The organism is Halomicrobium urmianum (assembly GCF_020217425.1).
GTDB lineage: Archaea > Halobacteriota > Halobacteria > Halobacteriales > Haloarculaceae > Halomicrobium > Halomicrobium urmianum.
In genome coordinates this window covers 1,786,410-1,798,342 of record NZ_CP084090.1, presented here as the reverse complement: position 1 = coordinate 1,798,342, position 11,933 = coordinate 1,786,410, and the positions used below count along the sequence as shown (strand labels likewise).

Genomic DNA, 11,933 nt, shown 5'->3' with positions numbered 1-11,933 from the left:
AGTCGGTCCCCCCGGAAAACACTGCCGACTGTAACTGTAGCGGGATATTCGCCACTGAACAGCGGCGAAGTTCGTCGGGGACTTACCGTCGGCAGCGAAGGCTCAGGAGGCCGGTATCGCGCCTGAGAAACGCAAACACTGTTAAGTGATACAACGTCGATGCACGGGACAGTGATCGAGGACGGCGACGAGGCGCCCGGGTTCGAGCTGCCAGCGCTGGTCGACGGCGACCACCGTCGTGTAGCGCTCTCGGAGTACGTCGGCGACGACGTCGTAGTCGTGGCCTTCTACCCGGGCGACTTCAACCCCGCCTGCGGGGCGGAGTCGGACCTCGACGAACTGGACCTCTTCACGATGCAGAAGGACGTGTCGGTGCTGGCCGTCGGGCCCGACACGCTGTACAGCCACGCCGCCTTCGCCGACGAGTACGACCTGCGCCTGCCGCTGCTCGCCGACACGCGCCGCGAGGTCGCGGAGCGGTACGGCGTCGCCGCGGAGGGCGACCTCGGCCAGGCGCTCGTCGACCGGGCCGTGTTCGTCGTCGACCCCGAGGGCGTCGTCGCTTACGCCTGGCGGACGAGCGACCCGGGCGAGACCCCGTCCGTCGAGGAGATCAAGGCGGCCATCGCCGACGCGGGCGGCGACGACACCGCGTTCGCCCGCTACCGGATCGGTCACGCCCACTACACCGAGGGGCGGCGGGCCTTCACCAGCGCGATGGGTTCGTTCTCGGACTCGGAGTGGATGCTCGCCGAGTCGGACTTCCGGCGGGCCCGCGAGGAGTTCGAGGAGGCCGCAGACCACTTCGACAGCGCCGTCCGGTTCGTCGACGACCCCGCCCACGAGCCCCACTACGACCTGGCCGAGCGGAAGGCGACCGCGCTGTGGCAGGCCGCCGACTGGCTGTCCAAGTCCGCGAGCAAGTACGGCAGCGGCGCCGGCGCGGAGGCCCAGAGCCTGCGGCAGGACGCGGAGCGCCCCCTCGCGACGGCCCGCGACATCGGCGATCCGATCGGCCCCGACGAGTGGCCGCCCGACGGGGAGCCCGACCGGGAACACGAGTCCGTCCTCCCGGACGAGGGCGGCGACGACCTGGCCGCCGACATCGACGAGGCGGTCGCCGCGGCGGCCGAGGCCGACGACGGCGACGCGGACGGCGACGGCAGCGAGGACAGAGACGGCGGGATCGACGACGAGGAGCTGGCGGCGATCCAGGCAGAACTGGCCGCCAGTGACGACGATCCCGGCGAACTGGCGGACGAGTCGACGAGCATGGTCGACGCGCCGCCCAACGGCGAGGACGGCGACGCGGTCGAGGCGGACGGCGCGAACAGCGCCGCCGGCGAAGGCGGCGCAGCGAGCGACGACGACCGGAACGACGAGAGCGACGACGCCGAATCGACGGGCAGCGGCGACATCGACGGCGAGGTCGACGAGGAGGAACTCGAGGCGCTGGCGGAAGAGCTGGCCGAGAGCCAGGCGGCCGCCGAGGCGGTCGACTGGCGCGGCGAGAACGGCGACGCGGGAGACGAGCCCGCAGGCGAAGTCGGCGACCCCGAGACGGCCGGCGACGGAGCGGCCGGCGACGGAGCGGCCGGCGAGGACGCCGTCGACGACCCCGCCGCCGACCGCGGATCGACGGGCGGCGGCGACGGACTCGACGGCGGCGATGCGGCCGCGTCCGATCCCCTCGCGCCGGAGGGCGACGCCCCCGCGGACCCGGACGCCGACCTCTCGGACGACGCCGGCGTCCCGCCGGCCGCGTCCGGATCGCTGGAGGTCGGCCCGGCCGACGACGAACCCGAACTGGACGACGAGCCGAAGGGGGCCAGCGACGAGGACCTGGCGGACATCCCGACGGCGGAGGAACTCGACGGGGACGAGGGAAGCGGCGATCAGGACGGGGCCGACACCGAGGGCGAGAACGACCTCGACGAACCCGAATCAGCGGACGACGATGGCTCGGACGGCTGGGGGATGCCGGGCGACCGCTGACCGCCGCTTTCTCGTGGCCGGCGGCGCTGGTACCGGTATGGACGCCGAGGCGACGGCCCGCACCTACTACCGGGCGCTCGACGAGGACGACTACGACCTGCTCGCGGATCTGCTGGCCCCCGACTTCCGCCAGGTCAGGCCCGACCGTACCTTCGAAGGCCGCGAGCGGTTCGTCCGGTTCATGCGCGAGGAGCGCCCGCAGACGGACACCAGCCACCCGATCGACCGAATCTACGGGGACGCGGACGGCGTGGCCGTCGAGGGGCGGCTGCTCTCGGCCGACGGCGACGAGATTACGCGGTTCGTCGACGTTCTCGCCTTCGACGGCGAGCGAATCGCAGAGATCCGGACGTACACGCGGTGATCCGAGCAGTCCGCTGCCGCCCGAGTGTCACTAGATCCAACCCTATGTTTTAATTACACTCTGGTCGCAGGCGAGTACATGCGAGAGGTCCTCGCGACGAAGCTCTCCGACAGACCGGTGCTCGCCGCCGACGGCGAGACGATCGGTACCGTCCACAACGTGACCGTGAACCTCCGGACCGGCGACCTCGAGACGCTGACGGTCGACCCGGACGACGCCCTCGAGGCCGTCGAGACCGACGACGACGGGCGCGTCCGCCTCCCGGCCGAGTGCATCGAGAGCGTGGACGACTATCTCGTGGTCGACCGGACGCGCGCACCGTCCAGTTCCGACGACGAGGCGGCCGCCGACGGCGGCGACGGGGGCGAGTGAGCGCTACTCGCTGTCGCCTTCCCCCAGAGCGCTCTCCCCGACGGGCTCGTGGCCCTCGATGATCTCCTGGCCGCCCATGTACGGGCGCAGCGCCTCGGGGACGGTGATCGTGCCGTCGTCGTTCTGGTAGTACTCCATGATGGCCACCAGCACGCGCGGGACGGCCAGTCCGGAGCCGTTGAGCGTGTGGAGGTACTCGGCCGACTCGTGCTGTTCGGGCCGGTAGTGGATGCCGGCGCGGCGGGCCTGGAAGTCCTCGAAGTTGGAGACGCTGGAGACCTCCAGCCAGCGGCCGCCGACGTCGGGGCCGTCCTCCATGTCGTCGGCGGGGGCCCACACCTCGACGTCGTACTTCTTGGCCTGCGTGAAACCCATGTCGCCGGTGCACATGTCCAGCACGCGGTAGGGCAGTTCGAGGCGGTCGAGGACTTCGGTCGCCTCGTCGAGCAGGCCCTCCAGTCGGTCGTAGCTCTCCTCCGGGCGGACGAAGTTGACCAGTTCGACCTTGTTGAACTGGTGGACGCGGACGTAGCCGCGGGTCTCCGTGCCGTGCTCGCCGGCCTCCCGGCGGAAGTTGGGGCTGAACGCCTGGTGTTTGATCGGGAGGTCGTCGTCCAGCAGGATCTCGTCGCGGTACATGTTGGTGACGGGCACCTCCGCCGTCGGCAAGAGCCACAGGTCGTCGTCGTCGTAGTCGTCCTCCTGCCGGTCGCCGACGCGGTAGGCGTCCTCGGCGAACTTCGGGAGCTGGCCGGTGCCGCGCATGGACTCGCTGTTGACGGGGATCGGCGGGAACACGTCGACGTAGTCCTGCTCGCGGTGGACGTCCAGCATGAACTGGATCAGGGCGTGCTCCAGGCGCGCGCCCTCGCCCTTGACGAACTGGAAGCCGCCGCCGGTGACCTTGGCGCCGCGCTCGAAGTCCAGCACGTCCAGTTCCTCCCCGAGGTCGTAGTGGGGGATCACGTCGTCGGGGTCGACCCGCAGGTCGTCGAACCCCTCGCGGTAGCGCTCGACGTTGTCCGCCTCGCCCTCGCCGTAGGGGACCGACTCGTGGGGAACGTTGGGGATCTCCAGCAGGCGCTCCTCCAGTTCGGCCTCCAGTTCGTCCGCGCGGTCCTCGACCCGCTGGAGTTCCTCCTTGAGTTCCTGGGAACGCTCGATGGCCTCCTGGGCCTTCTCCTCCTCGCCCTCGCGCTTGTACTCGCCGATCTGGCTGGAGACCTCGTTGCGCTGGTGGCGCAGGTCGTCGCCCTCCGCCTTCAGCTCGCGCCACTCCTCGTCGATCTCGAGGATCCCGTCGAGGTCCACGCCCGTGACGCCCTTGGCCTCGATGGCGTCGCGGACCGTCTCGGGGTTCTCCCGGACGAACTGCCTACTTAGCATGGGCGAGCGTTCTCGACGGCGCGAGGTTAACGTGTCGATACCCCGTGGCCGTCTCGCACACGGCGGCGTACCGTGGCACCGGCGATCGCGGGGAGCGTCCCCGCACGATAGAGCCAACACCCATTTGCCGACGGCAGGTGAACGCACACCAGTGACAGAGCCACGGACGGTGACGCTCCCGGACGGCCGTCGACTCGCCTACGAGGAGTACGGGCGGACCGACGGCCGGCCGGTGTTCTGCTTCCACGGTAACCCCGGCTCGCGGCTGCTGTGGTCGCTGTTCGACGACGTCGCACAGGGGCGGGACCTGCGGCTCGTCGCGCCCGATCGGCCGGGCTTCGGCCGCTCGGACTTTCACCCCGACAGGGATCTGCTCGACTGGGCCGACGACGTCTGCGAACTGGCCCGGGAACTGGGGATCGACCGGTTCGGCGTCGTCGGCTTCTCGGCGGGCGGCCCCCACGCCGCGGTCTGCGGCGCGGAGCTACCCGACCGGATGGCCGAGACGGCGCTGGTCAGCAGCCCGGGGCCGCCGCCGACGCTGGAACACTCAACGGACGGCCACCGGCGCATGGCGGCCGCGACGCGGTATCCGGGCGTCTCGCGCGGACTGTTCGGCGCGACGGGGTGGCTCGCGCGCAACTGGCGCTCGCGGTTCCGGGCCGCCATCGAGCGCGGCGCCTCCGAGCCCGACCGCGAACTGCTGGAGTCGCTGACCGGGGACGTGCTCCTCACGGACGCCGCGGAGGCGTTCCGGCAGGGCGGCAAGGGGCCGGCCCACGAGTACCCGCTGCTGGCCCAGGAGTGGCCGTTCGACCCCGGCGACGCCGATCCCGTCCTGTGGCACGGCCGCCGGGATTCCTCGGTCGACCTCGCCGCCGCGGAAGCGTTCGTCCGCGAGCTACCGGAGCCCGACCTGACGGTCGTCGACGCCGGCCACTACTCGACGCTGGTCGAGGAGGCGGAGTCGATCCTGACGGCGGTCGCGCCCTGACCTTTTTTCTCCGCGCCCGCCCTCTCCGGGGACATGGGAATCGGCGACGTGTACCAGGCCGAGGAAGTCGATCCGGACCTCCACTACGTCGACACCGGAATGTACGACGTCCCGGAGTACGGATCGGTGTACGTGATCGACGCCGAGCGGCCGGCGCTCGTGGACACCGGTATCGGGACCGACCACGAGCGCGTGCTGGCGGCGCTGGACGAGGTCGGCCTCGATCCGGCCGATATCGAGGTGCTGGCGGTGACCCATGTCCACCTCGACCACGCCGGCGGCGCGGGCTTTCTCGTCGACGCGTGCCCGAACGCCACGGTGTACGTCCACGGGATCGGTGCCCCGCACCTCGCGGACCCGTCGCGGCTCTGGGAGGGCACGGAGGCCGCCGTGGGCGACCAGATCGAGTTCTACACCGAACCCCGACCCGTCCCCGAGGACCGCATCGTCGAACTCGAGGACGGCGACCGGATCGATCTGGGCGACCGCGAGCTGGTGGTCCACCGCGCGCCGGGCCACGCGCCCCACCAGGTCGTCTTCGAGGCCCCCTGGATGGACGCCGTCTTCACGGCCGACGCGGCCGGCATCTACGCGCCCTCGGTCGACGAGCTGCACCCGACGAGCCCGCCGCCGGACTTCGACCTCGACCGGGCGCTGGCCGACGTCCACGACCTCCGGGAGATGGACCCGGAGTGGCTGCTGTACGGCCACTTCGGGCCCGCGCGGACCGACGACCGCCTGGACGAGTACGAGTCCGTCCTGACGGAGTGGGTCGAAGCCGTCACCGCCAAGCACACCGAGTTCGACGACGACGAGGACGTCTTCGAGCACTTCGAGGAGACGGTCGAGACGCCCGACGCCTGGGGCGAGCGCAAGGGCCGCGCTGAGGTTGCCCTGAACGTCCGCGGAGTCCTGCGCTACCTCGACGAGGGGTGAGCGGGCGGCGACCGGGCGGTGTGTCGCTCGGACGGATCGCAGAGGGGGCCCTTTTTTGGGGAGGGGGTCTACGGACTACGCGATGGCGGAGACCAGTCTGTTGTTGCTCGTGGCCGGGATCATTGCCATCGGCGTTCTGGCGCAGATCGTCGCCACCCGACTGCGGACGCCGAGCATCATCTTCTACATCGCCGCCGGCCTGGTTCTGGGAGAACCCGGACTGGAGATAGTGACCGTCGACACCTTCGGGATCGTCGGCCTCCAGACCATCGTCGGTCTCGCGGTCGCGATCATCGTCTTCGAGGGGGCCTTCCACCTGCGGGTCGAGCGCATCCGCGAGGCGCCGGCCGCGGCGATCCGCCTGGTGACCCTGGGGGCCGTCATCGCGCTCGTCGGGACGGCGGTCACTGTCCGGTTCGCGTTCGACGTCACGTGGAACCTCTCGTTTACGATCGGTGCGCTGCTGGTCGCGACGGGCCCGACCGTGGTCACGCCGATCCTCGCGGTCGTCCCGGTCCGCGACCGGGTCGCCGCCGCGCTGGAGACGGAAGGCATCGTCAACGACGTCACCGCGGCGGTCATGGCCATCGTCTTCTTCAAGACCGTCAACCCGGAGGCCGTCGCCGAGGGGTTCGTGTCCGCCTTCCTCAGGCGGATGGGCGTCGGACTGCTCGTCGGCGTCATGGTGGCGGCTATCGTCTACTACCTACTTCGCTACGTCGACCTCTCGCCGGGCGACGCCCCGCGCAACGCCCGGCTACTGGCGTTCGCCGGCGCGCTGGTCGCCTACGCGGTGGCGAACTCACAGGCCACCGAGGCCGGCGTCGCCGCCGCCGCGGTCGCCGGGTTCCTGCTCGGGAACGCCGACATCCCCTACGAGGACGACATCGAGGACTTCAAGGGAGACATCACCCTGATCGTCCTCTCGTTCGTCTTCATCGCGCTGGCGGCGCTGCTCGACGTCGCGGCTCTCCGCGAGGTCGGCATCCCGGGACTGGTCGTCGTCGCCGTGATGGCACTGGTGCTCCGGCCGATTCTCGTCTTCCTCTCGACCGTCGGTGACCGGTTCACCCGTCAGGAGCGGGCGTTCATGAGCTTCATGGGCCCGCGCGGGATCATCCCGGCGTCGGTCGCGACGCTGTTCGCGGTCGAACTGCAGGCCGCCGCCGAGGAGCTGAACGAACCGATACTGGTCGAGCACGCGAACATCCTGCTCGGGACTGTCTTCCTCGCGATCCTGCTGACAGCCGTCTTCCAGGGCGGCCTGGCGCGATACGTTGCCGAACGACTGGACGTGATACCAATGCGAACGATAATCGTTGGAGGCGGGAAGGTGGGCCGCGCGCTCGCCGAACGCCTCGAGGACCGCGGAGAGAACGTCGTCATCGTCGAAGAGCGTGAGGACGTGGTAGAGAGCGCCCGCAACGCGGGCTTCACCGTTCACCACGGGGACGGCACCGACACCGAGGTGTTGCAGTCGGCCGGTGCCGAGAACGCCAAGGTCGTCGCCGCCGCGACCGGCGACGACGACGCGAACCTCCTGGTCGCCCAGCTCGCGAACTCCAAGTTCGACATCGAGCGCATCATCGCCCGGGCGAATAACCCCGACAACGTCGAGGCGTTCGAGGACCTCGGCGTCAGCACCATCTCCTCGGCGATGGCGACGGCCTGGGCCATCGACAACCAGATCGAGCGCCCCGCCATCGCCAACTGGATGACGGACGTCGGGCGGACCGGCGACGTCCAGGAGATCGAGGTCACCAACGCGGAAGTGGCCGGCGTCCCGATCAGCGAACTCGGGCCGCAGCTGCCCGACGCGTGCATCGTCGCGCTGGTCACCCGTGACGGCCAGACGGAGGTCCCCACCGCCGACATGATGCTCGAACTCGGCGACACGGTGACGCTGCTGGGACGCCGCCAGTCCGTCCGCGACGGGATGGCCATGATCAACCCGGAGAACGACTGACTGCGGCGGGCCGGAGCCGCGTCGCCCTTCGGAGGAGCGACCGCGGCGCGGAACGGAGTGGCCTCGTCGACCGGGACCGGCGGCTGCGGACGGGGTCGCAGACGGAAATCCACGCAGCCTCCGTCCCGGGAAACGCTTCGAGTCACTTATCCCGTTTGCGGGAGTACACATGTGGGGATGAGTGATCCGGAGCTAGCAGTCGTCGAGTTTCTGCTCACGACGCAGGTGTACTCCGAGCGTCGCGAGCTCGACCCCGACGACCTGCCGCCGGCCTACCGGGCGGCGTTCTGGAGCGACGGAGAGATCGAGCGGCCGCTGTCGCCGACCGCGTCGGCGGCGACCGAGGCGACGGGCCTCGAACGCCCCTGGGAGGCCATCTCGGGGCTGATGTTCACGGACCGCGACGACTTCTCCGGCACGCTGCAGTTCACCGATCGGGACATGGCCGAGGAGTGGTATCTCAAGCGGACCGACGCCGATCGCCTGATGGACAACCCTGCGCTGGCCGCCGAGTACGGGGACGAGTTCGAGGACGTCGACTACGAACTCGCCCGCGAGCGCAACCGGCCGGCGCGGGCCGACCGCGCGCTGATCGACTCGCTGCTGAACGAGGCCTTCGACGAGGAGGAAGAGGAGGAGGGCATGCTCGACCTCGTCGACGTGCGCGCCCCCGAGGAGGTCGAGATGACGATGGACCACCTCGTCCTCACGGCCGACCAGGAGGCCGAGATCCACAAGATCGTCAAGGCCATCGAGCACCGCGACTACCTCGCCGACATCGGCCTGCGGGAGATCGGCAAGCTCCTGTTCGTCGGCCCGCCGGGCACTGGCAAGACCAGCGTCGCCCGCGCGCTGGCCCACGACCTCGACCTCCCGTTCGTCGAGGTGAAGCTGTCGATGATCACCTCGCAGTACCTCGGCGAGACGGCCAAGAACGTCGAGAAGACCTTCGAGGTGGCCAAGCGGCTCTCGCCCTGCATCCTCTTCATGGACGAGTTCGACTTCGTCGCGAAGACCCGCTCGTCCGACGAGCACGCCGCGATCAAGCGCGCCGTCAACACCCTGCTGAAGTCCATCGACGAGGTCAGCCTGATTCAGGACGACGTGCTCCTGATCGGCGCCACCAACCACCCCGATCAGCTGGACGCCGCCGTCTGGCGCCGCTTCGACGAGATCGTCAACTTCCCCAAGCCCGACCGGAACATGCGCGCGGACATCCTCCGCGTCGTCACCCAGGAGATGGACATCGTCGACTTCGAGCCCCAGGAACTGGCCGAGATCACTGAGGGGCTGACCGGCTCCGACCTCCGGCTGGTGCTCCGGGAGGCCGTGCTCGACGCCCTGACCGAGGAGCGGACCACGCTCACCCAGCAGGACCTCCGGGACGCCGTCGCCGACTTCGAGGAGCGGGACAACCTCAAGAACATGGACATGATCGAGGGCGACCACGACGCGCTGGTCGCCGGCGGCGACATCTCCGGCGCGGGCGACTCGGAGGCCGCCTCCGACGGTGGTGAGGCGAGCGGCGCGAGCCGACCCTCGTCGGGCGGGACGCCCGACGGTGGACACGACCACGACCACTGACCAGGCCGGCGGGGCCGTCAGCTCTCCGGCCGGAACGTTCATTTCGCGCCCACCTGAGCGGGTGCACATGGTCCTCGTCCAGATAGCTGCCAGACGCGTCGCTCTCAGCGCCGCCGGGAGGCGATACGTGTGACGGCCCCGTCCGACGGTGCGTCGGCCGGAACCACCGCCCCGATACCGGGTCTCGCGGCCGTCGCCGGCCTCGTGGCGCTCGCGACGAGCGTCACGCGGCGCGTCTCTCCCCTCGTGCTGGAGATCGCCCCGGACGCGGCGTCGCCACAGGTTCTCACGCAGGCTACTCTGGGCGGCCGGTTCGCCGCCTTCGCCCTCACCTACGGAGTACTGTTCGGCGTCGCCTACCGGGCGGGGAAGCACAGCGGCGATCCGGACGGCGACGTGCGGGCGGCCGCAGTGGCCGGCGCGACGGCCGCGACCGCCTTCGTCGCCGGGAGCGCCGCCGCGGTGTTCGCCCTCGGCGCCCGCCAGAACCCGCTCGTCGGCGTCGCGGTGACGGCCGGCTCCGGCGTCGCCGTCGGCGTACGGCTGGCGGTCGTCGCGTTCGCCGGTCTCGCGCTGGCGCGTCGGTGACAGAGTCGCGCTCGACGCCGTCCAGTCCCCCGGCCCTAGACGAACCCGAAGATGTTGTTCAGCGCGTACCCCAGAATCGTCGCGAACGCGACATGCAGCGCAACCAGCGGGGCCGTCGAGCGCCACTCGAGCCGGTACGCGTAGCTCACGGCGGCGAAGTCCACCGCTACCGTCGCCACGACGGACACGAGGATCAGGAGCCCGCTGCCGGCGTACTGCTGGAGCAGCAGGGAGACGACGGCCGGGGCTACCGCGGCGGCGGCGGCCGGCTGAGTCGGTACGTCGCCGATGAAGAATGTGGCCGCCAGGTGGAGCGTGACGGCGTAGAACAGCCAGGTGACCAGCGCCGTGACGACGAGGGCGACGAGTCCGGGGCCCGGAAGCCCGGCCTGCAGGGGCGCGACCATGGCCGGGCCTTCGACGGCCCCCGATTTGTCCGTTATCCTTCTGCACCGCCGGCGCGCCGCCGCAGCGGGCCGCCGCACCTGGGACAGGTCACCGACAGCGGTCCCCGCTCGGTCACGCCACCGCAGTTCCGGCATTCGTACTCGATCATCGTCATCACCCAATACGAGGGCGGGTTACCTGTATCTAACTCCCACGTTCGTCCAGATTCCCACCCGTATTTCAGAAATCGTCAGTCGCGTCGGGAACGGCTCCGGCGGCCCTCAAAAGCGTCGCAGGCCGGAATCGCACGAGGGCAGTCGTGTGGACGATCGTTCGATAATACAGTACTTCGTGTACAAGGACCGAAGTTGACAGGAAGAACAGTGAACGGCGGATCGGATATGCGATCGAACGTCGACGGTCCGGCGTCAGAGGAGTTCGAATGTGTCGGCTGCGGCACCCGCGTCACCTCGCCGAGCGATCGGGTGTGCCCGGACTGCGGCGGGGAAGTCAGGAACCTGACGGACTCGCGGGACCTCTAGACGGCCGGGGAGCCCGCAGCGGCGCTGTACGGTCGAACAGAGACGAGGCGTGGACGCCCGGGAACTACTCCAGCAGGCCCAGGTCCTCGAGCCGGGAGACGATCTTGTCGACGGCCTCCTCGGCGTCCTCGGGCTTCTTCCCGCCCGTGATGACCAGCTTGCCCGAGCCGAACAGCAGCGCGACGACGTCCGGCTCGTCGAGCCGGTAGACGAGTCCGGGGAACTGCTCGGGTTCGTACTCGATGTTCTCCAGCCCCAGCCCGATGGCGATGGCGTTGAGGTTGAGCGTCCGCCCCAGGTCGGCGGAGGTGACGATGTTCTGGACGACGATTTCAGGATCCTCGTCGACCTGGATGTTCAGATCGCGGAGCTTGTCGAAGACGATCCGCAGGCTCTCGTGGACGTCGTCGGTGCTCTTGGCACCCGTGCAGACGATCTTGCCGGAGCGGAAGATGAGAGCGGCAGACTTCGGGTCCTGCGTGCGGTAGACGAGTCCGGGGAACTGCTCGGGATCGTAGTCGGCCCCCTCCAGGTCCATGGCCACGCTCTGCAGATCGAGTTCCTGGCCGATGCCGGTCGAGGCGACGACGTTTTCGATATTAATTGTCTCCTTGGGGTCAACCATGTCTCGACTTAAAGCACGTATTTAAGGTTTATAAAGGTTGATGGCACGTGCTGACAGGTCGGCAAACTGTGGCGTCGCACCGCCGGCGTCCGTCGATCGAGGGGGCCGGAGCGCCCGGCGGTCGCCGCCGGCCGAACGGGGGTCTCGCCGTCGGCCACCGGCACGCTGAAACCCCTCGACACCCCCACCACGGG

The 11,933-nt window shown here is 69.7% G+C and carries 13 protein-coding genes; 9 read left to right on the top strand and 4 right to left on the bottom strand.

The genetic code is table 11. From position 1 onward, the window contains the following. Window positions 1–159: 159 nt before the first annotated feature. The 3 genes from LCY71_RS08790 to LCY71_RS08780 all read left to right on the top strand — a co-directional run bounded on the left by LCY71_RS08790 (window position 160) and on the right by LCY71_RS08780 (window position 2,731). A complete protein-coding gene (locus LCY71_RS08790) occupies window positions 160–1,995 on the top strand; it encodes a redoxin domain-containing protein (RefSeq protein WP_225332784.1) in 1,836 nt (611 codons plus the stop codon). A gap of 37 nt (window positions 1,996–2,032) precedes the next feature. Then, complete coding sequence (locus LCY71_RS08785) at window positions 2,033–2,359, top strand: nuclear transport factor 2 family protein (protein WP_225335897.1); 327 nt, start codon at window positions 2,033–2,035, stop codon at window positions 2,357–2,359. Between the two features lie 78 nt (window positions 2,360–2,437). Beyond that, window positions 2,438–2,731 (top strand): PRC-barrel domain-containing protein, encoded by a 294-nt coding sequence (locus LCY71_RS08780; RefSeq protein ID WP_225332783.1) that lies wholly within the window; start codon window positions 2,438–2,440, stop codon window positions 2,729–2,731. Window positions 2,732–2,734: 3 nt separating this feature from the next. Here the strand turns inward: LCY71_RS08780 and serS are convergent, their stop codons facing one another. Then, entirely contained in the window at window positions 2,735–4,117 is a 1,383-nt protein-coding gene (serS, locus tag LCY71_RS08775) for a serine--tRNA ligase (protein ID WP_225332782.1), read from the bottom strand. 151 nt (window positions 4,118–4,268) lie between these two features. On the opposite strand from serS, the gene LCY71_RS08770 reads away from it, so the two are divergent. The 5 genes from LCY71_RS08770 (at window position 4,269) to LCY71_RS08750 (ending at window position 10,185) form a co-directional block, all read left to right on the top strand. Continuing rightward, window positions 4,269–5,111: an alpha/beta fold hydrolase gene (locus LCY71_RS08770; protein WP_225332781.1), complete on the top strand. Its 843-nt coding sequence runs from the start codon at window positions 4,269–4,271 to the stop codon at window positions 5,109–5,111. A gap of 33 nt (window positions 5,112–5,144) precedes the next feature. Continuing rightward, complete coding sequence (locus LCY71_RS08765; RefSeq protein WP_225332780.1) at window positions 5,145–6,047, top strand: MBL fold metallo-hydrolase; 903 nt, start codon at window positions 5,145–5,147, stop codon at window positions 6,045–6,047. Window positions 6,048–6,129: 82 nt separating this feature from the next. Next, window positions 6,130–8,013: a cation:proton antiporter domain-containing protein gene (locus tag LCY71_RS08760; protein ID WP_225332779.1), complete on the top strand. Its 1,884-nt coding sequence runs from the start codon at window positions 6,130–6,132 to the stop codon at window positions 8,011–8,013. 177 nt (window positions 8,014–8,190) lie between these two features. Continuing rightward, entirely contained in the window at window positions 8,191–9,597 is a 1,407-nt protein-coding gene (locus LCY71_RS08755; RefSeq protein WP_225332778.1) for an ATP-binding protein, read from the top strand. Between the two features lie 129 nt (window positions 9,598–9,726). Beyond that, window positions 9,727–10,185, top strand: coding sequence for a hypothetical protein (locus LCY71_RS08750; protein WP_225332777.1), 459 nt, complete (start codon window positions 9,727–9,729; stop codon window positions 10,183–10,185). 35 nt (window positions 10,186–10,220) lie between these two features. Here the strand turns inward: LCY71_RS08750 and LCY71_RS08745 are convergent, their stop codons facing one another. Both LCY71_RS08745 and LCY71_RS08740 read right to left on the bottom strand, forming a co-directional pair. Next, window positions 10,221–10,592 carry a DUF7473 family protein gene (locus tag LCY71_RS08745; protein WP_225332776.1) on the bottom strand — a complete coding sequence of 124 codons (372 nt, stop codon included), beginning with the start codon at window positions 10,590–10,592 and terminating at the stop codon, window positions 10,221–10,223. A 32-nt stretch (window positions 10,593–10,624) separates the two neighbouring features. Beyond that, window positions 10,625–10,741, bottom strand: coding sequence for a rubrerythrin-like domain-containing protein (locus tag LCY71_RS08740; protein ID WP_225332775.1), 117 nt, complete (start codon window positions 10,739–10,741; stop codon window positions 10,625–10,627). A gap of 232 nt (window positions 10,742–10,973) precedes the next feature. On the opposite strand from LCY71_RS08740, the gene LCY71_RS08735 reads away from it, so the two are divergent. Beyond that, the gene (locus LCY71_RS08735; RefSeq protein WP_225332774.1) at window positions 10,974–11,114 is read left to right on the top strand and encodes a rubrerythrin-like domain-containing protein; all 141 of its coding nucleotides are present in this window, start codon (window positions 10,974–10,976) and stop codon (window positions 11,112–11,114) included. Between the two features lie 64 nt (window positions 11,115–11,178). On the opposite strand, the gene LCY71_RS08730 is transcribed toward LCY71_RS08735, so the two are convergent. Next, complete coding sequence (locus LCY71_RS08730; RefSeq protein WP_225332773.1) at window positions 11,179–11,739, bottom strand: TATA-box-binding protein; 561 nt, start codon at window positions 11,737–11,739, stop codon at window positions 11,179–11,181. Window positions 11,740–11,933: the final 194 nt, after the last annotated feature.